The organism is Dermatophilus sp. B7861-1, from assembly GCF_058996045.1.
The window spans coordinates 1,842,275-1,867,159 of sequence record NZ_CM180082.1 but is presented as its reverse complement, the minus strand read 5'-3'; the positions used below and the strand labels follow the sequence as shown (position 1 = coordinate 1,867,159).

Annotated in this window: 22 protein-coding genes and 1 riboswitch; of the genes, 20 read left to right on the top strand and 2 right to left on the bottom strand. The window is 57.9% G+C overall.

All coding sequences use genetic code 11. From position 1 onward, the window contains the following. Positions 1-61 precede the first annotated feature (61 nt). From AC2T9U_RS08235 to rpmA, 16 genes are all read left to right on the top strand, one after another. The gene (locus tag AC2T9U_RS08235) at positions 62-421 is read left to right on the top strand and encodes a YlxR family protein (protein ID WP_115032427.1); all 360 of its coding nucleotides are present in this window, start codon (positions 62-64) and stop codon (positions 419-421) included. 165 nt (positions 422-586) lie between these two features. Further along, the gene (infB, locus tag AC2T9U_RS08230; protein WP_493695779.1) at positions 587-3,559 is read left to right on the top strand and encodes a translation initiation factor IF-2; all 2,973 of its coding nucleotides are present in this window, start codon (positions 587-589) and stop codon (positions 3,557-3,559) included. Between the two features lie 262 nt (positions 3,560-3,821). After that, positions 3,822-4,256 carry a 30S ribosome-binding factor RbfA gene (rbfA, locus tag AC2T9U_RS08225; protein WP_115029620.1) on the top strand — a complete coding sequence of 145 codons (435 nt, stop codon included), beginning with the start codon at positions 3,822-3,824 and terminating at the stop codon, positions 4,254-4,256. A gap of 3 nt (positions 4,257-4,259) precedes the next feature. Next, a complete protein-coding gene (truB, locus tag AC2T9U_RS08220; protein ID WP_208303115.1) occupies positions 4,260-5,333 on the top strand; it encodes a tRNA pseudouridine(55) synthase TruB in 1,074 nt (357 codons plus the stop codon). A gap of 50 nt (positions 5,334-5,383) precedes the next feature. After that, on the top strand, positions 5,384-5,908 hold the full coding sequence (locus AC2T9U_RS08215; protein ID WP_493695778.1) for an ASCH domain-containing protein: 525 nt from the start codon (positions 5,384-5,386) through the stop codon (positions 5,906-5,908). 47 nt (positions 5,909-5,955) lie between these two features. After that, positions 5,956-6,636 carry an FMN-binding negative transcriptional regulator gene (locus tag AC2T9U_RS08210; protein ID WP_493695777.1) on the top strand — a complete coding sequence of 227 codons (681 nt, stop codon included), beginning with the start codon at positions 5,956-5,958 and terminating at the stop codon, positions 6,634-6,636. A gap of 24 nt (positions 6,637-6,660) precedes the next feature. Continuing rightward, positions 6,661-7,644: a bifunctional riboflavin kinase/FAD synthetase gene (locus AC2T9U_RS08205; protein WP_115029624.1), complete on the top strand. Its 984-nt coding sequence runs from the start codon at positions 6,661-6,663 to the stop codon at positions 7,642-7,644. Continuing rightward, positions 7,641-8,423 carry a nucleoside phosphorylase gene (locus tag AC2T9U_RS08200; RefSeq protein WP_115029625.1) on the top strand — a complete coding sequence of 261 codons (783 nt, stop codon included), beginning with the start codon at positions 7,641-7,643 and terminating at the stop codon, positions 8,421-8,423. The genes AC2T9U_RS08205 and AC2T9U_RS08200 overlap by 4 nt, the downstream gene beginning before the upstream one ends. A gap of 78 nt (positions 8,424-8,501) precedes the next feature. Next, positions 8,502-10,529 (top strand): TIGR03960 family B12-binding radical SAM protein, encoded by a 2,028-nt coding sequence (locus AC2T9U_RS08195; protein ID WP_493695776.1) that lies wholly within the window; start codon positions 8,502-8,504, stop codon positions 10,527-10,529. Between the two features lie 148 nt (positions 10,530-10,677). Continuing rightward, a riboswitch (TPP riboswitch) is annotated at positions 10,678-10,782 on the top strand. A gap of 66 nt (positions 10,783-10,848) precedes the next feature. Further along, complete coding sequence (locus tag AC2T9U_RS08190) at positions 10,849-11,514, top strand: ECF transporter S component (RefSeq protein WP_493695775.1); 666 nt, start codon at positions 10,849-10,851, stop codon at positions 11,512-11,514. 2 nt (positions 11,515-11,516) lie between these two features. Continuing rightward, entirely contained in the window at positions 11,517-13,019 is a 1,503-nt protein-coding gene (locus AC2T9U_RS08185; protein ID WP_493695774.1) for an ABC transporter ATP-binding protein, read from the top strand. Between the two features lie 113 nt (positions 13,020-13,132). After that, positions 13,133-13,777: an energy-coupling factor transporter transmembrane component T family protein gene (locus AC2T9U_RS08180; protein ID WP_493695773.1), complete on the top strand. Its 645-nt coding sequence runs from the start codon at positions 13,133-13,135 to the stop codon at positions 13,775-13,777. 217 nt (positions 13,778-13,994) lie between these two features. Further along, positions 13,995-14,708 carry a TIGR03936 family radical SAM-associated protein gene (locus tag AC2T9U_RS08175; RefSeq protein WP_258553299.1) on the top strand — a complete coding sequence of 238 codons (714 nt, stop codon included), beginning with the start codon at positions 13,995-13,997 and terminating at the stop codon, positions 14,706-14,708. A gap of 151 nt (positions 14,709-14,859) precedes the next feature. Beyond that, positions 14,860-17,757, top strand: a complete 2,898-nt coding sequence (locus AC2T9U_RS08170) for an Rne/Rng family ribonuclease (RefSeq protein WP_493695772.1) — start codon at positions 14,860-14,862, stop codon at positions 17,755-17,757. Between the two features lie 129 nt (positions 17,758-17,886). Further along, entirely contained in the window at positions 17,887-18,195 is a 309-nt protein-coding gene (rplU, locus tag AC2T9U_RS08165; protein WP_028326940.1) for a 50S ribosomal protein L21, read from the top strand. Positions 18,196-18,223: 28 nt separating this feature from the next. Continuing rightward, the gene (gene rpmA, locus AC2T9U_RS08160) at positions 18,224-18,487 is read left to right on the top strand and encodes a 50S ribosomal protein L27 (protein ID WP_028326939.1); all 264 of its coding nucleotides are present in this window, start codon (positions 18,224-18,226) and stop codon (positions 18,485-18,487) included. A 92-nt stretch (positions 18,488-18,579) separates the two neighbouring features. Here the strand turns inward: rpmA and AC2T9U_RS08155 are convergent, their stop codons facing one another. Next, positions 18,580-19,482, bottom strand: coding sequence for a S41 family peptidase (locus tag AC2T9U_RS08155; RefSeq protein ID WP_493695771.1), 903 nt, complete (start codon positions 19,480-19,482; stop codon positions 18,580-18,582). 336 nt (positions 19,483-19,818) lie between these two features. On the opposite strand from AC2T9U_RS08155, the gene obgE reads away from it, so the two are divergent. The 4 genes from obgE to AC2T9U_RS08135 all read left to right on the top strand — a co-directional run bounded on the left by obgE (position 19,819) and on the right by AC2T9U_RS08135 (position 23,533). Beyond that, positions 19,819-21,345, top strand: coding sequence for a GTPase ObgE (obgE, locus tag AC2T9U_RS08150; RefSeq protein WP_493695770.1), 1,527 nt, complete (start codon positions 19,819-19,821; stop codon positions 21,343-21,345). 139 nt (positions 21,346-21,484) lie between these two features. Continuing rightward, a complete protein-coding gene (locus AC2T9U_RS08145; protein ID WP_493695769.1) occupies positions 21,485-21,934 on the top strand; it encodes a hypothetical protein in 450 nt (149 codons plus the stop codon). A gap of 138 nt (positions 21,935-22,072) precedes the next feature. Then, complete coding sequence (locus AC2T9U_RS08140; RefSeq protein ID WP_115029633.1) at positions 22,073-22,591, top strand: GNAT family N-acetyltransferase; 519 nt, start codon at positions 22,073-22,075, stop codon at positions 22,589-22,591. Positions 22,592-22,837: 246 nt separating this feature from the next. Next, a complete protein-coding gene (locus tag AC2T9U_RS08135) occupies positions 22,838-23,533 on the top strand; it encodes a class I SAM-dependent methyltransferase (RefSeq protein WP_084440959.1) in 696 nt (231 codons plus the stop codon). Here the strand turns inward: AC2T9U_RS08135 and AC2T9U_RS08130 are convergent. After that, the gene (locus AC2T9U_RS08130) at positions 23,470-24,837 is read right to left on the bottom strand and encodes a glycosyltransferase family 2 protein (protein WP_115029635.1); all 1,368 of its coding nucleotides are present in this window, start codon (positions 24,835-24,837) and stop codon (positions 23,470-23,472) included. The genes AC2T9U_RS08135 and AC2T9U_RS08130 overlap by 64 nt on opposite strands. Positions 24,838-24,885 lie beyond the last annotated feature (48 nt).

Below are 24,885 nucleotides of genomic sequence, written 5' to 3'. Positions count from 1 at the left end.
CACCTGGGGCTCCGATGTCTCTGGTTTCCTGGTGGAGGCGCAGCAACTGGGCGGTGCGTACATGGGCGTCCTGAAAAAGGAACTGCAACGGCTGGATAGTCCATCCGTTGAGGGTCCGGTACGTACCTGTGTGGGGTGTCGACAGCGCGACGCACGTGCGCAGCTGCTTCGTCTTGTTCTTGACGAGACGGAAGGCACCACGCGTGTTCGACCAGATGTTGCAGGCCAGCTGCCCGGCCGTGGTGCGTGGTTGCATGCTACACCGCGGTGTTGGGAGTTGGCTGTTCGGCGACGTGCAGTAGGTAGAGCTTTACGTGCCGGGTCCGCGGTGGATACCGCGCTGGTAGAAGCTTTTCTGGCTGTTCAAGCCGATCACGTGGTTTCTGCTGTGGAAGCCACGGGAACACACAAGATCCAGTGATGGATCACCGAAATGACCGAAAGCGGGTTCGACGCTGATGAGCATCCGATGAGTACTCAGCGATGAGCAGCACCCACTAACGCGGTCCGAGAACATGTCGTCTCGGGCGGACCTTTCGAAGGCCGCCTCCTCGACTCGGGGCTCGGACCACAGATTGAGGAGAGAATGGCCAAGGTTCGGGTCTACGAGCTTGCAAAAGAGCTTGGAGTCGAGAGTAAGACACTGCTTAACCATCTGAAGGAACAGGGCGAGTTTGTTCGCTCAGCCTCGTCGACGATCGAGGCACCTGTAGTACGGAAAATCAAAGACACCTTCCCAGGTGCAAAGGAGAAGTTGAGCGAAGGCGCTGCTGACGCTCCGGCTAAGCCCGCTGCACCTGCCCCGAAGCCAGCTGCGCCCAAGCCTGCGCCGAAGCCTGGTGCACACATGCCTAAGCCTGCCGCGCCGAAGCCTGCCGCGCCTGGGCCTAAGCCTGCTGCGCCGAAGCCTGCCGCGCCTGAGTCGGCGCCTGCGCCTGCGGAGGCACCCGAAGCTGCGCCAGCGCCAGCGCCAGCGCCTGCGCCTGCTCCGAAGCCTGCACCGGAGAAGCCGCAGTTTGCTTCTGCTGCGGATGCAGCTCCCAAGCCTGGTGGTGCTCCTAAGCCTGGTGGTGCTCCCAAGCCTGGAGCAGGCCCCAAGCCTGGAGGTGCTCCCAAGCCTGGAGCACGCTCGGGTGCGCCTAAGCCCGGCGGTCCACGGCCTGGTGGGCCTCGTCCTGGGAACAACCCCTTCTCATCTAGCCAGGGTATGCCTCGACCCGGCGGTAGCCGCGGTGGTCAAGGCGGCCAAGGTGGGCCTCGTCCTGGGAACAACCCCTTCTCATCTAGCCAGGGTATGCCTCGACCCGGCGGTAGCCGCGGTGGTCAAGGCGGCCAAGGTGGGCAAGGGCAGGGCGGACGTCCCGGTCCTCGTCCAGGCGGTAACCGTGGTGCACAAGGCGCACCTCAAGGCCGCGGTGGTCAGGGCGGCCAAGGTGGGGCACGTCCAGCACCCCGTCCTGGGGCACCTCGTCCTAACCCGGGAATGATGCCGCAGTCTGCAGCGGTGCCCCGTCCAGGAGAACGCCCCACGCGCGGTGGTGGCGGTCGTAGCGGTGGCGGCGGTGGCTTCCGCGGTCGCCCTGGCGGTGGCGGTGGTGGAGGCGGTGGCTTCCGCGGACGTGGTGGCACCCAGGGTGCGTTCGGGCGTGGCGGTAAGCCAGCACGCGGGCGTAAGAGCAAGCGCGCGAAGCGCCAAGAGTTTGAGCAGATGCAGGCCCCCTCTATCGGTGGTGTGCACGTTCCTCGCGGTAGCGGTGACACGGTCATCCGTGTGCGCCGTGGTGCTTCTCTGAGCGACTTCGCTGACAAAATCAATGCAGATCCCGCGGCATTGGTGACTGTGTTGTTCCACCTCGGTGAGATGGCTACAGCTACACAGTCGCTGGATGAGGAAACATTCCAGCTGCTTGGTGCCGAGCTGGGCTACGACATTCAGGTCGTTTCGCCTGAGGATGAAGAGCGTGAGCTCTTCGAAAGCTTCGGTATCGACCTTGAGAACGAAGCTGAAGCCGAAGATGACGAGCTCCTAGAGCCGCGGCCTCCGGTGGTCACAGTTATGGGTCACGTTGACCACGGTAAGACGCGCCTGCTGGATGCTATTCGTAATGCTCATGTGATCGAGGGCGAGGCCGGTGGCATCACCCAGCACATCGGTGCATACCAGGTGACGACCGATCTCGAGGGCGAAGAACGCAAGATTACATTCATTGACACCCCCGGTCACCAGGCCTTCACGGCTATGCGTGCTCGTGGTGCCAAGGTCACCGACATTGCGATCTTGGTCGTGGCTGCAAACGACGGCGTTATGCCGCAGACGGTTGAGGCGTTGAACCACGCCAAGGCTGCTGGTGTGCCGATCGTGGTTGCGGTGAACAAGGTCGACTTGCCGGAGTCCAACCCTGACAAGGTTCGCGCTCAGTTGGCCGAGTATGGCCTCATCACTGAGGAGTACGGCGGCGACACGATGTTCGTCAATGTTTCTGCGAAGCAGAACCAGAACATCGACGGTTTGCTCGAAGCTGTTCTGCTGACTGCGGATGCGGCTTTGGACCTGCGTGCTAACCCGGACAAGGACGCACGTGGTGTTGCGATCGAGGCCAATCTGGACCGCGGCCGTGGTGCTACTGCCACTGTCTTGGTGCAGTCTGGAACGTTGGCTGTCGGTGACTCGATTGTCACCGGATCTGCCTACGGTCGTGTGCGCGCCATGCTGGATGAGCATGGCAACAACCTGGATGTGGCTTTGCCTTCACGCCCGGTGCAGGTCTTGGGGTTGTCTAGCGTTCCACGCGCTGGCGACACCTTCGTGGTGGCTCCTGATGATCGCACTGCTCGTCAGATCGCTGAGAAGCGTGAGGCAGCAGACAGGCAGGCATCCCTGGCGAAGGCACGTAAGCGGATCAGCCTTGAGGACCTCAACGAGGCTCTCGCGGCAGGCAAGGTTGACACTCTTAACCTCATCCTGAAGGGTGACGTGTCGGGTTCGGTCGAGGCTCTTGAGGACTCGTTGCTGCAGATTGATGTCGGTGATGAAGTTGACTTGCGGATTATTGACCGCGGTGTCGGCGCCATCACGATGGACAACATCAACCTTGCTGTGGCCTCTAACGCCATCATCATCGGCTTCAACGTTCGAGCTGAAGGCCAGAACGCTGAGTATGCCGAGCGCGAAGGCGTTGACATCCACTACTACTCGGTTATCTACCAGGCAATTGAAGAGGTGGAGGCTGCTCTGAAGGGCATGCTGAAGCCGGAGTACGAAGAGCGCGAGACTGGCTCTGCTGAGATCCGTGAGATCTTCCGTAGCTCTAAGTTCGGCAACATTGCCGGTTCGTTGGTGCAGTCGGGCACGATCAAACGTGGCTCCAAAGCACGCATTACCCGCGATGGTGTGGTTGTCGTTGAGGGGCTGGAGATCAGCGGTCTGCGTCGCTTCAAGGATGATGTCACTGAGGTCCGCGAAGGATACGAGTGCGGTATCAACCTCGGCTCGCACAACGACATCCAGCTTGGCGACTTGGTTACCACCTACGAGATGGTCGAGATCCCTCGCACCTGATGAGATAGGTAAATACCTTCATAACTGGTGGCCGTGTCCTTGCGAGGGCACGGCCACTGGCCGTACGTATGGGATTTTCTAGGGTGTTGTTCTGATTTGTGCGATCGGACGCCTGGGCAGGCAGGTATCAGGATCATCTAGGATGTGTCATCTGTGTGCACCTGCGCTGTGTTGAGGTTGTTATCCGCGGTGCTTGGCAGATAGAGACGGTTAGAGCCCGTAGGGAGCGTTCTGCTGCGGGAATGCACGGAAGGTGGAAGTTATGGCGGATCCTGCACGCGCCCGTAAGGTTGCAGATCGAGTTCAGGTTCTTGTTGCTGAGGCGTTACGTGAACGAGTCAAAGATGAGCGGATCGGCATGGTCACGATCACCGATGTGCGCGTAACGGGAGATCTTCAGCAGGCTACGGTCTTTTATTCGGTTCTTGGCGATGAGGAAGAGCGGGAACGGAATGCTGAGGCGTTGGCTGAGAACAAGGGGCGCATTCGCTCCTACGTCGGTAAGGGGTTAGGCATCCGCTTGACTCCTACTTTGGAATTTGTGCTTGATGCGCTTCCTGAGGGAGCAGCGCATATCGAGGAATTGCTGGCGGAAACGCGTAAACGTGATGCTGAGCTGGCTGCGGCCCGTGGCGCTCAGTTCGCAGGAGAAAGCGACCCGTACAAGCATGAGAGCGCTGGCGAGGAGCGAGACTGAGTCGTGGCACGCGCGATCGACCCGACGGTGGGGGATGGGCTTCTCGTAGTTGATAAGCCCGCTGGATGGACTTCGCATCAGGTGGTCGGTCTGTGCCGGCGCCTTGCTGGCACTCGCAAAGTGGGTCATGCAGGCACTCTTGATCCGATGGCAACGGGTGTGCTGGTCGTTGGAGTGAATAAAGCGACGCGTATGCTCACGTACATCGTCGGAGCGGATAAGACGTACACCGCTACGGTTTGCCTCGGTGTTGGCACGATGACAGATGACGCGGAAGGGGTAGCAACTTCCGTGGCGCCAGCAGGCTCTATTGAAGCGCTGTCTGATGAAGATATTCACAAAGCTGTTGCTTCTCTCACCGGGGATATTCTTCAGGTGCCTAGCACGGTGAGCGCTATCAAAATTGATGGGAAGCGTTCGTATACGCGTGCGCGAGCTGGAGAGGAAGTTGTTCTTCAGGGCAGGCCGGTTCGGGTTTCTGCTTTCCATGTTCATCAGGTAAGTCGTGGGCAAGTAGTTCCCCCGCAGGAAGAGGCACAAGATCCTGCTGCGATTCATCGGCGTGAACGAGGCGAAGAGGTTTCTTCTCTGGTGCCGGTATCTGCTATTCCTGCTGACCCTGTTCCGGCTATTTTCCTTGATATTGAGGTGACTGTCTCCTCGGGTACGTATGTGCGTGCTTTAGCTCGTGACTTGGGGACTTTGCTGGGCGTCGGTGGTCATTTGACGGTGTTACGGCGCACTCGGGTAGGGGAAATAACGCTTGATCGCGCTTCTACCGTGGAGGAGCTTGAGCAGGCGCGAGCTGCTGGTGCTCCTCGCAATGGTGACAATCCGCAAGTGGGTACTTCTGGCTTGCCTTTGGTGTCGTTGGAAGAAGCGGCGCGTGCTTCTATCCCGGTTCGGGAGCTGGATAAAGATATGGCTGAGCAGCTTTCGCATGGGGTGCGTATTCCTGCAGAACTTCCAGGGCGGATTGGTCCGGTTGCTGCATTTGGTCCTGATGGGAAGTTAGTCGCGATTCTTGATGAGTCGTCGTCGCGTGTGATGCCTGAGGTTGTTTTCTCTGCTCCCTGATTTTCGGGGGCAGTGTTCAAGGTGTGTATGCGTTGTGGGTGAGGGGCGTAATGCAGGTCGAGGAGGGGCAGCACTTGTTGGAAGATGCTCAAGGCGAGAAGATCGAGGCCTTCTGGGAGGAGGCAAAGCTGCGGGCGATGTTGAATCCTGTGCCTGTGGTTTTTGGTCCGAACGCCGGTGATAGTTTGCGCCCTCCTGCGTGGGCTTTTGGTACCTCAGCAGAGGAGGCAGATCGGGCTGTTCAGTTGATTTTGCAGGGTAAGAAAACTGCAACGGCGGCCGCGGCGTGGGATTACGAATTGGTTGGGGCTGATTTGCCGCAGGTGGGAGCGATGGGGATTGTGCTTGATGGGGTGGGCGATCCGCGTGCGCTGGTGGTGACGACGCAGGTGCGGGTGGTTCGTTTTGATGAGGTAGATGCTGAGCATGTGCGCGCGGAAGGCGAAGGGGATGGGGCGGTGTCGTCGTGGAAGCATACGCGCCGTCGCGAACTTGTTGATCAGGCTGCTCATGGTCGAGATTTCACCGATGATATGCCAGTGGTTTTGGAGCGTTTCCGCGTTCTTTTCCCGTAAGGAATTTTGAGGACGGGTGGGCGTGTGGGGCGGCGTAGCGTGTGGCTATGTATGTTCCAGCGCATTTTCGGATGTCTGATGAGCAGGTGCATGGATATATAGCGTCTGCGCAGACTGCTGATGTGGTGACGGTGACTGATGGGGTTCCTGAGGCGACTTTTCTGCCTTTGCAGTGGGCTGATGACGGAACGCTATGGGGCAGGCTGCGCATGCATGTGGCGCGAAATAACCCGATTGTGCGTGATTACGGCCGGCGGGAGCCAGAGGAGCAGGCGTTAGTTATTGTTCGGGGCCCGGACGAGTATGTTTCGCCTGCTGGATTGCCGTCGCACGAAGATACAGGTCGGGTTGTTCCTACATGGAATTACGTTGCTGTGCATGCGTATGGGCCTTTGCTATTGCATGAGGATTCGGTGTGGTTACGTGAACATGTGACTCAGTTGAGTGGCAGGTTTGAGTCTGGTTCTTCTGAGCAGTGGCGCACGGATGATGCTCCAGGGGATTTCATCGAAAAGATGTTGCGCGCAGTGGTGGGAGTTGAGATTCCGATTGAGCGCGTGGTCGCCAAATGTAAGTTCGCGCAGAACAAGACCCCTAGTGATGTGCAGATGCTTTTGCGCCGTGCTGAATCTCGTGGAGATGAGCAGTGTGCTGCGATTTATCGTGATATTGCGTTGCCTGCGGCGCGTGCGCGCGCTCAGACGTTGCGTAGCCTGCGCAGAGGGTAGAGGGCGGGCGATACAGTAGTCGTCGTGCTGCGCTGGAACCAGGTATCTGATCTGCCCGCCGATCTCGGCCCCACTGCCGTGACGATAGGAACTTTCGACGGTGTGCATCGGGGGCATCGAGCGGTGTTGAGCGCATTGAATTCGCAGGCTGCATCGCGGGGGGTGACTTCTGTGGCGATTACATTCGCGCAGCACCCATTGGCTGTGCTTCGTCCAGAAGACGCTCCGGAGATGGTGTGCAGCACTTCTCAGCGGTTGGATCGGATGGCTGATAGTGGATTGGGTGGCGTGCTGGTTTTGGATTTTACTGCGGAGTTTGCGCAGTTGAGTCCGCGAGAGTTTGTGCAGCAGGTGATCGTGGAGGGGCTTAACGCTAAGGCGGTCATTCTGGGCCGTGACAGTAGGTTTGGGCACCGTAATGCGGGCGATGTGGAGACGATGCGTGCGCTAGGTGAGGAGTTTGGATTCGAAACGGTGGTTCTTGATGATGTGGGGGTGTGTGCTGGCTCAGAGGCTGCTGTGCAGCGGTGGTCATCGTCGATGACGCGGGATTTCCTTGCTCGTGGTGAGGTGGGGGAGGCGGCCAAGGTTTTGGGGCGTCCGCATGTTGTCTCTGGTGAGGTGGTTCACGGGGATCACCGTGGGCGTGAGCTGGGGTATCCGACAGCTAATTTGAGTACGGACAGTGAGGGGCTTGTTCCTGCTGATGGGGTGTATGCGGGGTGGTTGATTCGGCCGGGGATGCCGGTTGGTTCGGCTGAACGTATGTTGCCGACGGCTATTTCGGTGGGTACGAATCCTACGTTTGAGGGCACGCAGCGGCGCGTAGAGGCCTATGTGCTTGACCGAACAGATCTGGATTTGTACGGCGAGCGTGTGAATGTTGAGTTTGTGAAGATGTTGCGGCCTACGTTGAAGTTTGACTCGGTGGAGGAGTTGTTGGAGTGCATGGAGCAGGATGTGGCACAGACAAGGCAGATTCTTTCGTCGGTGGTGCCGTCGGTATGAGTGCACAGTTCTTTGGGGGGCAGGTCCCGCTTCTTGAATATGACGCAGATGTGCGTGACTTTGTTGGTGATGGGCATCGTGCGGCTGAGGCTGGTAATGATCCGGTTTTGCCGCGGCGGATTGTGTTGGCGTTCCTTGGGGATGTGGTCCAGAAGTTCGCGGCGGCTCAGGGATGGCAGGTGGGGTTTGAGTTTGATCTCATCGCTGGAGTCGTACCGATGTGGGTGGGGGAGTACCAGGGTGAGCAACTTGCACTGGTAAATATGCCGGTGGGGGCGGCTGCGTCGGTAACGGTTGCTGAGCGTGCAGTGATGCTTGGCGTAGATACGCTTGTGGCGGTGGGGTCATGTGGCTCGTTGGTGCCGCACGAGGCGGGGGCGTTGATTCTTCCGACGAAAGCTTTGCGCGATGAGGGCACGTCGTACCACTACCTTCCTGCTGGCCGGTGGGTAGAAACTGATGCGCAGGTGCGTGCTGCGTGTGGCGAGGCGATTGAGGGGTTGGGGTTGGAGTTTGTGGAGGCTGCGACATGGACGACAGATGGGTTTTTCCGTGAGACTCCGGGAAAGGTGGCTGCTCGTCGAGGGCAGGGCTGCGAGGTTGTCGAGATGGAGTGCTCGGCTTTGTCTGCGATGGCACAGTTCCGTGGGGTGAGGTTTGGGCAGATTCTCTATTCGGCGGATAGTTTGGCTGCGGAGGTCCACGATCAGCGAGGTTGGGGTAGTAGCTTTCGGGAGATTGCGTTGAATGCGGCTCTTGATGCGGCGCTCAAACTTTGAATTATCTCGTTTAATGCGCGGATAGTGTTGAGTGCGGCGCGATTGGGATGAAGATCACCCCACGCATACCCTGGTGGTATGCGTGGAACCTCGAGAATCGACCAACTCGAGCCGCTGCTCGGAGCGGTCAATAAACCCATCCAATACCTCGGTGGCGAGATGAACAGCCAGGTCAAGGATTGGGATTGCGGTGGTTTCGCCACCGGACCTGATGGGGAGCAGCAGGAATTGACTGCTCGTTGGGCTCTTATGTACCCAGATGCTTATGAGGTGGGGCTGCCTAATCAGGGACTGATGATCCTTTATGAAGTGCTGAATGAGCGTTCTGATGCCCTGGCTGAGCGTACGTATGCAGTGTGGCCGGATTTGGCTGAGAGTATGCGTGCTTCGGGGGTGCCGCTGTTGACGGTGGATGCGCACCGTGCGGTGTGTGAGTTCGATGTTCTTGGGATTAGTTTTTCCACGGAGTTGAACTACACGAACATGTTGGAGGCGCTGGACCTGGCTGGGATTCCGCTGCATGCGCATGAACGCGGTGTTGATGACCCGATTGTTCTTGTCGGTGGTCATGCCAGTTTTAACCCGGAGCCAATTGCGCGGTTTATTGATGCCGCGATTATTGGTGATGGTGAGGCAGCAGTATTGAAGGCTAGCGAGATCATCACTGCGTGGAAGAAGGAGGGGCGCCCTGGTGGCCGGACGGAGTTGTTGACTCGTTTGGCTGTGCATGGGGGCGTTTATGTTCCTGGTTTTTACGAGGTGACGTACCGGGCCGATGGGTGTATTGAACAGGTCTGCTTGAAGGATGAGGCTTTGGCTGCTGGCGTTCCTGAACGGGCAGTGAAGCATACGGTTACGGATTTGGATGAGTGGCCGTATCCGAAACAGCCGATCGTGCCGATTGCTGAAACGGTGCATGAGCGGATGAGTGTAGAGATTTTCCGTGGCTGTACGCGAGGGTGCCGGTTTTGTCAGGCCGGGATGATTACCCGTCCGGTGCGGGAGCGCTCGATCACTGGTATCGGTGAGATGGTGGAAAGCGGTTTGGCTGCGACGGGGTATGAGGAAGTCGGCCTTTTGTCGTTGTCGAGTGCGGATCATTCGGAGATCGCTGAGATCACGAAGGGGTTGGCGGATCGCTATGAGGGGACGAATACGTCTTTGTCGTTGCCTAGTACGCGGGTGGATGCGTTCAATATCGATCTTGCTAATGAGTTGTCTCGTAATGGACGCAGGTCTGGTTTGACGTTTGCTCCTGAGGGAGGGAGTGAGCGTTTGCGTCGTGTGATTAACAAGATGGTGAGTGAGGACGATCTTATCCAGACGGTTTCGGCGGCGTATGGCGCTGGCTGGCGTCAGGTGAAGTTGTACTTCATGTGTGGTTTGCCCACTGAGACTGATGAGGATGTGCTGCAGATTGCGAAGATGGCTTCTCGGGTGATTGAGGAGGGCCGAAAGGTCAGCGGCAGCAAAGATATTCGTTGCACTGTGTCGATTGGTGGGTTTGTGCCGAAGGCGCACACTCCTTTCCAGTGGGCGGGGCAGTTGTCGCCAGAGGAGACAGATGCTCGTTTGGTGAAGTTGCGTGATGCGATTCGGGCAGACAAGAAGTACGGAAGGTCTATCGGGTATCGCTATCACGATGGCAAGCCAGGTCAGATTGAGGGTTTGCTTTCGCGCGGTGATCGTCGTGTGGGTGAGGTCATTGAGGCGGTTTGGCGTGATGGTGGAAAGTTTGATGGTTGGAGTGAACATTTTTCACACACACGGTGGGTGACTAAGGCTGCAGAAGTGTTCGACGTGATGAACGATGAACATGGGTGGCCTATTGATTTGGCGTGGTTCACTACGCGTGAACGCACTGAAGAAGAGGTGCTTCCGTGGGATCACATCGACTCTGGTTTGGATAAGGAGTGGTTGTGGGATGACTGGCAAGACGCTCTTGAAGAGGTGGAGCAGGACGACTGTCGTTGGACGCCTTGTTTCGACTGTGGGGTGTGTCCAACGATGGGGACGGATATTGAGATTGGTCCTACAGGGGCGACGTTGTTGCCTTTGACAGTGTTGCGGGATGGAGCTGAAAAACTCACGGAGAAAGTTGGGTGAGTCATCCGTGCACTGAGTTTGCTTTAGGCGCAGTGCGTTGATTTGAAGATGCGGGGTGGCGTGAGTGAAAAGCTCGCGTCGCCCCGTCGTGGTGTAGGCAGGTAGTGCGGTGCCCAAGGCCGCGGTGAAGAGAGCGTGTGTATGCTCGTTTTTACGACAGGGGAGCGCAGGCAGCGCTGAGAGTGCGGGTGTTCCGCAGACCCTCGAACCTGATCCGGTTAGTACCGGTGTAGGGAGTCGGGATCTTCTCGTGGGCGTCTATTAAATGGCGCCTATTCCCCGTGTAGCACCGCAATCGCGGTGAGAAACGGGTGTTCTGATGGCAGTAGGAACAGAAGCGCCGCGAAGCGGCGATGAGCGGGCACGTTTTGCAGTGGCGCGTGGTGGGCCAGCAGCGTGGCGCGGGCTTGATTTCGTGACTCTGGCGATGTTGGGCGTCGCGTTCGGAGTGGCGTTCTGGGCGTGGGATGTTTTGCTCTATCCCTTTGTGAAGCTGGCTTTGGTGTTTCCGCCACTGATGTCGTTGACCTTGGGTGTGTGGCTGCTGCCGTGTGTTGTCGGAATGCTTATTGTGCGTCGGCCAGGTGCAGCAGTGTTTATCGAGTGTATTGCTGCTTTTGTGGAGATGGCGCTTGGTAATGAGTGGGGAGCGATGGTGATGGTTTCCGCCACGTTGCAGGGGCTGGGGGTTGAGGCTGCATTCGCGTTATTCCGGTGGCGTCGGGCAGGGGTAAGCGTTGCGATCCTTGGTGGTTTTCTTGCCGCGGTCGTGGAGATTGCTGGTTATGAGTGGTGGGTTTATCAGGTTGAATATGCGTGGGTGTGGCGTTTTGTGTCGTTGGGTGCTGCCGCAGTTTCGGGTGTGCTTATTGCCGGGTGCGGTGGGTGGAGCATCATGCGTGCCCTTGCCTCGACGGGGGCGTTGCGGGCGTTGCCTGCGGGGCGTGATGCTCTTCAGCAGCCAGGTTTGGATTGCAGGCACTGATCGTGTCGGGTAAAAACCTGCCTCTCGGTGCAGTGCGTTTAGAAGGTCTGACGTGGATACCGGAGGGGCAACAGACTCCGGTACTGCATGAGGTTGATCTTCAAATAGACCCTGGTGAGCGAGTCCTTCTTATTGGTCCTTCTGGTGCGGGAAAATCTACGTTGCTGCATGCGATTGCTGGTGTTCTAGGTGAGGTTGATCCTGGCGTTTTGCATGGTTCGCTGCAGCGCGGAGGCAATGTTGGTCTTCTTACTCAAGATCCTGCGGATGCACTGGTGGCAGCCACGGTTGGTCGTGATGTTGCTTTCGGCTGTGAGAACGCTGCGATGCCTCGCTCAGATATTCATGTGGCTGTTCGGGAAGCTTTGGAGTTGGTGGGATTCCCGTACCCAACGTCGCGTTCGACTTTAGCGCTTTCTGGGGGTGAGGCTCAGCGGCTTGCCCTTGCGGGGGTGATTGCTCCTCGCCCTGAGGTGCTGCTGCTGGATGAGCCGACTGCCTGTCTTGATGAGGAGTCGGCAGCTGTGGTTCGTGATGCTGTTGATCAGTCGGTGAGCGCTCGGGGGAGCACTCTAATTGTGGTTGAGCATCGTATTGAGCCGTGGCTGCCTCTTGTTGATCGAGTGTTGGTGATGGGCGCTGAGGGTTCTCTTGTGTCGGATTTTCCGGTCAGTCATGTGGACACGTGTCGTGAGATGTTGTCGAGTTTGGGGGTGTGGGTGCCGGGTGTGTCTGATCCGGCACCGCTGCCTCTTCCTGAAGGGTTGTTTGTCGCGGGGCATGTGGAGAGAAAACGGCCTGCTTTTGGTGATGTGTTGATGGTGGCGGAGCAGGTTGAGTGGCTCCGTACTCCGCCGCGTTCGTTGACGTGGACGCGGCGCGCGCCGGTGCAGGTGCTTACTTCTACTGATGCGTGTGTGCGAGCTGGAGAGGTTTTGGGGATACAAGGGCGTAGTGGGGCGGGTAAGTCGTCTTTTTTGCGGCTTTTAGCTGGTCTTGCAGCGCCTACGTCGGGTTCGGTTCGGGCCACGTCTGCTCTTTTTGGTGAGGGTTTTATGGGTTCTTCTTCGCCTGCAGAGTGGAGTTCGCGCGTGCTCGCTGCGCGTGTTTCGTGGGTGCCGCAGCGTTCTTCGCAGACGGTGGTGGCTGACACTGTCTGGGACAGTTTGGTGGCGACGGCTCGTGTTTTGGGTCTGGTGGGTGTTGAGCAGCGCGGTGAGCAAGTCGCTGAAGCGTTGTCTTTGGGGCATGTGTTGGGCCGTAATCCGCATTCTCTTTCTGGAGGGGAAAAGCGTCGTTTAGCTGTTGCTTCTGCGGTGTTGCACGGCCCTGGTTTTGTTGCTCTTGATGAGCCTACTGTTGGTCAAGATCGCGGTACGTGGGCGGCTGTTGCTGGTGTTATGAGTGTGATGTGTCAGGTGGGGGCGGGTGTCGTTGTGGCCAGTCATGATCGGTCACTGTGTGGGAGTTCGGGGTTAGTTGATAGCACGGTTGAGGTTTCCTGATGAGTGATGCTGGTTTGTCAGGGGGCCGGGGGAGATGTCGGGCCGGTTTTTTGGGGTGCCAGGCTGGGCCGCTTTCTCTTATGGGTTTTTCGTTTCTTGTTGCCGTTGGGGGGGTGAGTATTTGGTCTTTGCCCGCGGGGGGTGTGGCTTTTTTGGTTGTTGTGGTTGTCACGGTGGGGATCGCGGGGCGGGCTGCTTGTGACTGGCGTCGGATGGTTCCTCCGTTGCTTGCGGTGGCTTCGGTGACTTGGTCGAATTGGTTGCTTGCTGATGATTCGTCGTTAGCTGTGGCTGCGACGGCTGGTTTGCGAGTTGCGTATTTTGCGTGGCCGGGGGTTGTGATTGTTGGTTTGGTGGATGTCTCGCAGCTGGGGGATCACTTGGGGCAGCGGTTGCGTTTTCCTGCGCGCGCGGTGCTTTCTGCTGTGGCTGCGTTGCAGCGGTTGGATTCGTTGTCGCAGGAGTGGCAGGAGTTGAGGTGGGCGCGTCGGGTTCGGGGCGTGGCGGTTGATCGAGGTGTGTTGGGTAGGGCAGGGGAGTTGTGGCGGTTGACGATTGCGTTGTTGGTTGAGTCGTTGCGGCAGGCTGGGGTGGTTACGGTGGCGATGTCGGCTCGCGGGTATGAACGGTTGGGGGGGCCAGGGGTGCGGCGTACGTGGGTTGAGCCTGCGGTATGGAATCGATGGGATTCTGTGGTGATTTTTCTTGGTGGATTTTTGGCGGTGTTGCCGTGGTTTTTGAGTGTTTTGGGGATATGAGGCTGTTCAGGTATGGGGGGTGTTGGGGCTCACCGAGTTGAGCTAGGCGTGGGGGCAGTTAGGCTTTTGGACCATGTCTAGTAGCGATACCACTGCAGAGCAGGCGTTGTTGACCGGCGGTGAATCTGATGAGGTAAAGACGTCGGAGAAGTCGGTGTCGCAGCCTGCGAAGAAGCGACGTCAGCGGGTTCCTACTGGACCAGCGCCGGATCCTGCGGTGCAGAAACTACGTATTCGTTATGCGAAGCGGGGGCGGCTGCGGTTTACCTCTACTCGTGATTTTCAGCGTGCGCTGGAGCGGGCTTTGCGTCGTGCGGCGATCCCGGTGGCGTATTCGGCTGGATTCCATCCGCACCAGAAAATTTCGTATACGAATGCAGCTCCGACAGGTACCGCGAGTGAGGCTGAGTATGTCGAGATTTCGGTGACTCGCCGGTTGGATCCGCAGGCCGTTTGTGAAGCTTTGGATGCTGCTTTGCCGGATGGGTATGGGGTAGTTGAGGTGGTTGAGGGTGTTGGTGGCTCGTTGGCTGAGTTGATGGAGGGGTCACTGTGGCGTGTGGAGTTTGGTGAGGTTTCTCAGGAGGAGCACGCCGAGTTGGATCGGGCGGTAGCTGCGTATCTGAGTTTGGAGAAGGCTGAGATCACGCGGGTGTTGAAGAAGGGGCCACGCACTTATGACACTCGCGAGGCGGTGTTGTCGATGCACTCGGTATCGGAGTCGGCTCCGTGTGCGATACTGGAAATGGTAGTGCGGCATACCACGCCCGCCGTACGCCCCGAAGATGTTCTTGCTGCGATGCGAGCAGCCGTAGATTTGAACGTTGCGCGTCCAGTTAAGGCGACGCGCTTGGCCCAAGGCCCGCTCGAGCTCGCAGCCGCAGCGGTGGCCGATCCATTCGCTGCCGGAACTGCTTCGGCTACTCCGTGAGGTGACGCGTGACCGCGAGCCCGTGGGGTTGGAGATCAGACTTTTAGTGGATCGGATACACCGGTTCCATAGGCGCTGACGAACATTGGCGCGCGCGGTGCAGAGGTTATGGGCGTGGTCGCCGTTGGCGTGCTGCGGGAAGGAATGCCAGATGGCTTCCGATGAAAAAAACACATCACATGCGCAGTTGGATGAAGTTATGGCCGTCTCTGGTGGAGCGGCTGCAGCACCTGTGGGTGCAAGTTTTGGGTTGATTTTTCAGGCTCCCGATCCGACTGCCGTGACGACGGTGCGTCGTCGTGTGCGTTCTGAGCGGGTGGAGGTGAACGAGCCCTCGGCTGATGAAGTTGAGCAGCCGCAGCCGCGTGAGGGTAGTGATGACGGCGAGGACGAACGGGAATCTCGTGGTGCGCGGCGTAGCCGTCGCGGGCGTCGGGGTGGGCGTGGGGCTCGTCACCGCAGTGATCATGAAGGGGATGTGGAGCTGGAGGCTCCACAGGAAGATGTTGTTGATGGCGATCTGCAGGCAGATGTCGCTGAGGCTGAAGAGCGGCAGGATGGCGCTGATGAGTCTGAGCCCAGTGAGAGCCGCACCCGTCGACGTCGTCGGGGTGGGCGTGGACGGCGCCGTTCGTTGGGGGAGGATAACGAAGATGCGGTGAAGTCTGTTGACGAGGAATCTTCGTCGACAGATGAGGACACTGATGACTCTTCGAGTGATTCTTATTCGGACGGCGATGACTATGAGGGTGGTGAGGATGAGGAAGGCCGTTCTAGCCGTCGGCGTACCCGGCGTCGTCGCCGTGCAGGGTCTTCGCTAGAGGCTCAAGAGGATGTGCCTGGTGTAACGACTCGTGTGCGTGAGTCGCGTAAGAGCCGTGATGAGGCGACTGGGATTAAGGGTTCAACCCGTCTGGAGGCGAAGCGGCAGCGGCGTCGGGATGGGCGTGAGGCTGGTCGGCGCCGCACGATCATCACGGAGGCGCAGTTTTTGGCGCGTCGTGAAAGTGTCGAACGGGTTATGGCGATCCGTGAGATTGATAATCGGATTGAGATCGGTGTGCTTGAGGATGGTGTGCTAGTTGAGCACTATCTCTCTGGCGCTGATGGCAGTGCTGGTGGTAGCTCTGGCGCAAGCAGCGTGGGTAACGTCTACTTGGGTCGTGTTCAGAATGTGTTGCCGTCGATGGAGGCAGCGTTCGTTGATATCGGTAAGAACCGTAATGGTGTGCTGTATGCCGGTGAAGTGAATTGGGATGCTGCTGGTCTTGAGGGTGGTAGTCAGCGACGTATCGAGAATGCTCTTTCGCCGGGGCAGAACGTGCTGGTGCAGGTGACCAAGGACCCGATTGGTCATAAGGGTGCTCGTTTGACGAGTCAGGTTTCGTTGCCTGGACGGTTCCTTGTGTATGTGCCGGATGGCTCTATGACGGGGATTTCTCGTAAGTTGCCAGACACAGAGCGTGCGCGGTTGAAGTCGCTGTTGAAAAAGATCGTGCCTGAGAACGCTGGCGTGATCGTGCGGACTGCTGCCGAAGGCGCCAGCGAGGAGGAATTGACCGCTGATGTGAAGCGTCTTGCGCGTCAGTGGGAAACAATCCAGAAGAAAGCGGCGAGTGGTCATGGGCCGGTGCTCTTGCACGGGGAGCCGGGGCTGACTGTCCGAGTTGTTCGTGACATCTTCAACGAGGACTTCTCGAAGCTTGTTGTTTCGGGAAGTAACGCGTGGGCGACGGTGAGTGAGTATGTGGAGTCGGTTGCTCCTGATCTGCGTGATCGTGTGACCCAGTGGACTGAGAAAGCAGATCTTTTTACGACTTACCGCATTGATGAGCAGCTGGCTAAGGCGATGGACCGTAAGGTCTGGCTGCCCAGCGGCGGTTCGTTGATTATTGACCGCACTGAGGCGATGACGGTCATCGACGTGAACACGGGCAAGTTTGTTGGTGCAGGCGGAAACCTGGAAGAAACCGTCACTAAGAACAACTTGGAAGCGGCTGAGGAGATCGTTAATCAGCTGCGTTTGCGCGATATCGGCGGCATCATTGTGGTCGACTTCATCGACATGGTGTTGGAGTCCAACCGTGAGCTGGTGGTTCGTCGCCTGGTTGAGTGCCTTGGGCGTGACCGGACTAAGCACCAGGTTGCTGAGGTGACCTCGCTTGGTTTGGTGCAGATGACGCGTAAGCGAGTCGGCGCCGGGCTGATTGAGGTGTTCTCTGAGACGTGTGAGCATTGTCATGGGCGTGGAATCATCGTTCGGAATACACCTAAGTTGCCTTCAGGAGAGCCTGATGGTGAGGGGCGTAAGGCGCGTAAAGGTCGTAAAGGTAAGAATGCCGAAGCGCCTGAGCCTAAGCCGCAGGAAGTTGAACCGGTCGAAGAAGTTATTGAACCGGTCGAAGAGGTTCTAGAAGAGTCTGGTGAGGAGCGCCGCGGCGTTTCCGCTGCTGCTATGGCGAAGGTAGCGGCTGCGCTCAAGAGCGTTCCGGACCAGGTGGCAGCTGAGGGTGATGGAGCTGAGGGCGAGGCGCCTGAGCCAGTAAAGAAGCGGACTCGCCGTGCAGGTCGTCGTGCTGCAGGAGCGCCGCGCACCGCTGTGGGTGAGGCGGTGACTGCCATTGTTGCGACGGAGCCGGAGGTTGTTTCGCCTGTTGAGTCTGCCGAAGCAAAGGTCGAAGAGGCAGCAGCGCAAGTAGTGGCTTCGGAGGCGGAAGCGGTGAAACCGGAAGTTACTAAGAAGCGGACTCGCCGTGCGGGGCGTCGTGCTGCGAGCGCGCCATCGGGAGCCGCAGATAGTAGCGGTATGGGGCTGATGACTGTGCAGGAAGCTGCTGTGGTGGATGCTGCGCCGTTAACTCAGCTCGCAATGGTTGCATCTGCTGTGTCGGATGAGCCTGCTGAGGTCGAGGTATCTGTTGCTGAAGAGGCTGTTGCTTCGAAGAAGCGGACTCGCCGTGCGGGGCGTCGTGCTGCAGGAGCGCCTGCAGGGCCTCCGGCTGCTACGGGTGAAGTTGCTGCCGGTGGAGAAAGTAGCACCGCTGAGTGATCGTGTGCGTTTGGGTGACTTCCCAGCGCACGGTACAGTGATATGTCGTGCGTCCACCGTGACTCGTGCCATTCGGGCGACGGGCCGGTAGCAAGCGGCGCAGCAACCCCAGAAAGTGAGTGTGTTTACGTGTACGCGATTGTTCGCGCCGGTGGCCGCCAGGAGAAGGTGGCAGTTGGCGACAAGCTCCTGGTCGACAAGATTGATGCCGAGCCCGGTTCTAACATCGAACTCACTCCGGTGTTGCTCGTTGACGGTGACAAGGTGACTGCAGGCGCCGAAAAGCTCGGTAAAGCCACTGTTACCGCTGAGATCGTGAAAGCCGCGAAGGGCCCCAAGATCTCCATCGTTAAGTACAAGAACAAGACGGGTTACCGCAAGCGTCAGGGCCACCGTCAGCCCCTCACGCAGATCAAGATCACCGCGATCAACGCCTGATTTTTCGTCGTCGTAAGAGAGGTTTGACATGGCACACAAGAAGGGTGCATCCAGCTCCAAAAACGGTCGTGACTCGAACGCGCAGCGCCTTGGTGTGAAGCGTTTTGGTGGTCAGCTGGTCAACGCTGGTGAGATCATCGTCCGTCAGCGTGGCACGCACTTCCACCCTGGCGTGAACGTCGGCCGTGGCGGCGATGACACGCTGTTCGCCCTCTCCGCTGGTGCGGTTGAGTTCGGCACCAAGCGTGGCCGCAAGGTCGTTAGCATTGTGGAGCCCGTCGCTGCTGAGTGACGCCCCATCGAGTTTGTTATAAAAACGAGCCAGTCATGACTGACTGGCTCGTTTTTATAACGTGTGAATATTTACTGGGCACTTCTGATGCGTCACCGCTTGGAGGGGCATTTCTTTGCTGCAAGCCACTGACGTGCCGCCTCATCAGCTGATTCATTCTCGCTGTGCTCATCTGGTTGGAGGGGCTTCTCGGCTAGGTTGTTACCAAAGCGGTCGAGATAAAGATTTTTCGTGAGTGTCAATGTGGCGCCGTCGTAGAGTCGTGGCGTGACACTTCCTGAAGTGTGGCCAGCTGTTGGCGTCCCGAAAGTTCTCACGTGGGGCAGCCCACGAAGAGCTGTGACTACTGCTTCACCGCTGGCGGATGTTTGTTCTCCGTGAAGTACTGCTATGGGCGCATGTGTTCGTTTGATTCGATCACCAACAGAGATGACTGTGCCTCCGACACCTGCGCCGTCGGAGTGTGTTGTTACTTCTACGCGGGCATCTTCTCGAGTGGCGAAAATGACGGAGACTCCGTTCGGTATGAGTGCAGTTATCCCTGACAGTAGGGGGTACATGTTTTTTCCTGAGTTGTTCCGCACATCGACGATGTATCCGCATGTGCTCGGGGCGGCTTGGTCGATTCCGTCAGCGATAACTCGTGCGTAGCGTGCTTGGGACTCTGCGTCCACCATGCCGAGGGAAGGCATTGTTACTGTAGTGACGGAAGGGTGCTTGGCTGTTGCGCCCGCGGCAGGTGCGACGGTGGGGGTGTGGAACACAGGCGCAGGTAATGACTGAGCAGGGGGTGCGGGTATCAGTTGGGAGTTTTTCCCACCAGCTATTTTTGCAGCTTTGGCTAGTACTGGGTGAAGGTCATCGTATGAATTAGCTGTACTGATTGCTTCTTCTACCTCGGTGCGCATCTGTTCCCATGCTGGTCCTGATGCGTATACCCCTTCGTCGAGAATATTGAGAGCTATCTGGCCGTAACGCTGCATCGATGGCGGCATGATGTAAAGGCCAAAGATAGGGCCAAAGGTATATGTCGCAGATATGCCACCGACAGTCACACCTGTGACGACAAGAAAGCCTGTGATAAAACGAGTCAAGAATGCACGTTTGCCAGGCTCGGTGGAGTCTTTTACGGCCATAGGGCAACTCTGACTGACAACGGGATGTAACGTCATCGTTCTTCGGTATGTCGGTGGTCTCAGAAAAGTACGACTACGGTCGTATCTTTCACAGTCATGGGGGTAGCTGCGAGGTTCCTCGAAAAGAACACGGCCTGGCAGCACAGGTGTGAGCTGGATTTACCACCTATTCGCGCGCATGTGATGATGGGGATCATGCCTGCATTCGTCGATCGCTGCGTCCTTCATGTCACCGCCGGTAATGGTGGTCACGGATGCGTTTCTGTTCACCGTGAAAAGTTCAAGCCCCTCGGTGGCCCTGACGGCGGCAATGGAGGTCATGGCGGTGATGTCATTTTCCGTGTGGATCATCAGCTGACCACTTTGCTTGAATACCACCACAGCCCACATCGCAAAGCGAGTAACGGACGTCCGGGGGAAGGTGATGAGCGTAATGGTGCGCGCGGTGAGGACCTCATCCTTCCTGTTCCAGATGGCACTGTGATTTCTACCCGTGATGGACAGGTCTTGGCCGATCTTGTTGGTGAGGGGACGGAGTTCACCATCGTTGAGGGCGGACATGGCGGTCTGGGGAACAAAGCTCTTGCCTCCACGAAACGTAAGGCGCCTGGCTTTGCTCTGATGGGAGAACCCGGTGAAGAGGCGGAAGTTGTTCTCGAGCTTAAAACTCTGGCTGATGTCGCGCTGATCGGGTACCCCTCGGCCGGTAAATCTTCTTTGGTTTCTGTGATGAGCGCCGCGAAACCAAAAATTGCGGACTATCCGTTCACCACGCTCGTGCCGAATCTTGGCGTTGTCACTGCGGGGAGTGCCCGCTACACCGTCGCCGACGTTCCTGGCCTGATCCCGGGTGCGCATGAAGGCCGGGGGCTTGGATTGGAGTTCTTACGGCATGTTGAGCGATGCCATGTGCTTGTGCATGTCATTGACTGCGCAACCCTTGAAGCGGATCGCGACCCGATGAGTGACCTCGATGTTATCGAGCATGAATTAGCGGAGTATGTTCCCGAGTCCACGCTGGGTGGTCGCCCTCTTTCGGACCGCACCCGCATCGTCGTGCTCAACAAAGCTGACGTGCCGGAAGCTAAAGAACTGGCTGAATTCGTCAAACCTGACTTGGAAGCACGTGGTCTAGAGGTGCATGTCATTTCGGCGGTGGCGCGTACTGGGCTGAAAGAGCTTTCTTTCTCGCTTGCTAAACATGTTGCTCAAGCCCGTGCTCGTATTGCTTCTGAGCAAGAAGAACAACCTCGTCGTCGAATTACGATTCGGCCGAAGGCTGTGGATGAGACCGGCTTCGAAGTGCGCCGTGAAATGGAGTCTACGGGCCCGGTGTACCGCGTTATCGGAGACAAAACCACGCGGTGGGTGCGGCAGACTGACTTCGCAAATGATGAGGCTGTTGGGTTCCTCGCAGACAGGCTTGCCAAAGCTGGCGTGGAGGACGCCTTGGTTAAGGCAGGTGCAGTGGCAGGGGACACCGTTTATATCGGCCCAGAAGACAGTGCTGTGGTGTTTGATTGGCAACCGTCGATTACTGCTGGTGCTGAGTTGCTTGGTCCTCGTGGAACGGACCTGCGACTTGAGGACATGCATCGCCCCACTCGCGCTGAGAAACGCAAGGCTTATGACGAGCGCAGAGCATCGCGGGCTGCTGCACGGGCGCAGTTCGATGAGGAGCGTCGTGCTGGGTTGTGGACGGATCCTTCTCACGATGAGTGAGTGAACGATGGTGTGGTTCTCTTTCTTCGAAGAAAGAGAACCACACCATCGTTGTACACATCTTCCCTGGTCAGATGGTCAGAACGGTTTTACTTTGATCGTTCTTAAATGCACGCTGTCATGCTGTACAGGGGGAGTCATGTTGATTATCGATGTGCGTTTGCCGCAACCGGTGACTCCGCCTGTGCCTGCTGTGGTTAAAGCGGACGCTTCTGCTACATCTACAAGCACTGAGCGTTTTCCGGTGATTCATCGGGGCGAGCGCCGTGTCCGTCGTTCTAGCGCCCCCGATACGTCTCTTCTTAGTGCTGCTGATATCGAATTGATTCACGTAGTGACGGGAGAGCGGTTGTACGGTACGGGAATCGTTAATGGGGAGGATCTTCAACCGTTCAGTTTGCAACTAGTTCTTGATCGGCATGACGGTGTTCTTCCTCGGGGGGTTGAAGTGAGCGTGTCTTACCTTCATCGTCGTGGGAAAGCACTACTTCGCAGTGGCCACTTGAACCCTTACTCCGGTGCTGAGCTGACTCGAGCTGAGCGGTATCTTGCTTCGCGACACTCTGGTGGCGTGGACGTCTCCCTTTAGCGGTGGGGCCAGCTCGCGATACTGGTCCGTTTCGTCTGAACGTATTGGTGTTGGGCTGTTCTTCAGACTGAACACAGTAAGTGTGCGATGGGGAAGACCACATGTGCTTCTCGGGGCGGATGTGGATACGGTTTCCTCATGAGTCAACAGATCGTCCGCGCGCACGTGCGAGACATCGCGAAGGTTAAGCCTCTGTGGAAGCAGATGGTCAGCGAATACGCGACTATTTCTGGTGGGAAATGGCGCGTGCTTGAGCCTCATGAGGCGTGGCAGCTGCGTTTTCAGGAGTATTTGGCCTGGATCAACGATGCCAGCGGTTTAGTTTTTATCGCGATTGACCAGACTCCTGACGAGAACGGAAACGTTGAGGATAAGGCAGTAGGGTACGCCGCTATACGTTTTGTCTCGCCAGACTCGACCTTCGATATGGGTGAAACACGAGGTGAGCTGGAATCTCTCGTAGTTTTACCTGACTATCGTGGGCGCGGTATCGCATCAGATCTTCTCTCTGCGTGTCGGAAAGAGCTGATGCGGCGTGAAATTTCTTACTGGACTACGAGCACTCTCACTGACAACGCTGCCACCATTCACCTCTTCCAAAAGAACGGTTTTAAGCCTTTTCTCTTGCGTATGGGGCAGCGTCTTGAAGATGACTGAGCTGTGTATCGAAAATTAGTCGGCTGTGTGGCCGCGCCTGTATGCCAAAAATTCATGGTTGCGCAGCGGCCTGATGAAGGTGAGAAAGCCACGGTAGAACACGGACTGGGAGCGGAGTTTCTCGATGCATGTTGTAGGCGCCTCCAGGATGAAGCGTTAGCGGATTGAGCCCGAGTGCTTCTTTGGTGTTCGAGTGGGTCGTGTTCGATTCCCGTCGCTTCCCCGATGCGTGGCAGGATCGGCAGTATGGAAGGTTCCGAAGTACGTAAGCTCGCAGCTCTCGAAGACAACCACTGGTGGTACAGGGAGCGTCGTCACATCCTCAAGAAGCTCCTCGAGGGGCGTACCCCTGGTCGCGCTCTTGATGTTGGCGCAGCCGGTGGGGGTAACACACGCGTGCTGCGGGACATGGGGTGGCAGGTCTCTCCGCTGGAGTATGGCCCTGAAGGCGCGGAAGTGGCAAAGGAACGTGGACTAGCTGTCATGCGCGCTGACGCCATGCAGCTTCCGCTACCGGATGCCAGCCTTGATCTCGTTACTGCTTTTGATGTGCTTGAGCACCTCGAAGAAGACGATCGCTGTGTCAAAGAGGTGGCACGCGTACTCAAACCGGGTGGAGCTTTCCTGGTAGCTGTTCCAGCGGATCCGAAACTGTGGAGCTCTCACGACGTAGCTGTGTCTCACCTTCGCCGATACACCCGCGAGACTCTCACCCAGGTTCTGGACCAGCCAGGCTTCCGTTTGGAGTGGATGAAGTCGTGGATGGTTTTGCTTCGACCAGCTGTTGCTCTTCGCCGCTCTTCATCGAGCGGCAGCGACCTACAGCCGATGAACCCCATCGTCAATGCGGGGCTTTCTGCTGTGGTCGCTGCCGAGCGTTACTTGCCGGTTTCCTCGCTTCCGGGAGTGAGCTTGTTTGCTGAGGTGCGTCGTACCGCCTGACGGGCTTCGGCGTCGATCATTTGTGTGCGGGGGGTATCCGGTTGGGCGCCCTCCGCAGCTTCACCAGAAGCGGTCACGAGCGCAGGCTCGGTGGCCGTTTCTTCGTATGCGCGGGTGAAAGCGGTGACAGGCGCTACTGCTGGTTTCTCTGCGGCGGATTCGTTTTCGGTTGTGGTGGCAGCATCAGGTGTGGTGAGTGAGGCTGGTGTTTCTGGTGCCGTTGCTTTTGCGGTTGCTGAAGGCGTATCGGCTTTACGGGACATGGGAATTTCGCCGGTGGCAGGGACGTCAAGGTCGGCGAGTTCGGTGAGGAAATCGCGGTCACCGCTGGTGTCGTGGTGGGTGGGTTCGTTTTCTCCGATGTTTTCGTGGCTGATGAGGTCGGTGTCATGGGCGACGAAGTAGGTTGGGCGGCCTTGCATCATGCTGTACATGCGGCCGACGTATTCACCAAGGATGCCGACGCAGATCAGCTGTGCGCCGCCAACAGCTGAGACCGCCATAACGGTAGATGTCCATCCGGCTACAGCGCGGTCGGTCAGTGAAGAGATGAGAGCGTAGAAGAAAATGAGTACAGCGCCGACAAATCCGAGTACGCCGAACCATGTTGCTAGGCGCAGCGGCGCCATGGAGCCAGCAGTGAGGCTGTCAACAGACAGGGCGATCATTTTACTGAGGGGATATTTTGATTCCCCTGCGGCGCGTTCTTCACGTTTGTAGTAGACCTCGCCTGATGGGAATCCGAGTTGGGGCACAACCAGGCGTAGCACGCGGTGGTGTTCGGGAAGAGCGTTGACAGCATCGACGGTGGCACGCGACATGAGACGGAAGTCGCCGGCATTGGCGGGGGCGTCAGTTTTTGATAGGTGCCGCAGGGTGGCGTAGAAGGCTTGGGCAGTGCCGCGTTTAAAGGCGGTGTCGGTGCTGCGGTCGCTGCGGATGCCGTAGACAACGTCGAGTTTCTTCTGTTGTGCTAGCTCGAGCATTTCCGCGATGGTTTCGGGTGGATCTTGCAGGTCTGCGTCGATGGTGACGACGTAGTCGCCGTGTGCGCGAGCTAGACCAGCGGAGATGGCGGCCTGGTGGCCGGAGTTCGCGCGAAGGCGGATGATGCGAAATTGCGGCCAAGATCGTCGCAAACGGGCCATGACCAGTGCAGATTTGTCCTTACTGCCGTCGTCGACCGCGACGACCTCGTAGGTCTGGCCAAGGCCGTCGAGTACGGGACGGAGCCGCTCCACCATGAGAGGGAGGACTTCCTCTTCGTTGTAGACGGGGATAACGACGGACAACACGGGATGCATGCCCCATACCCTATGCATCATCAGCTTCGTGCAGTGTCAGTGGTGAGG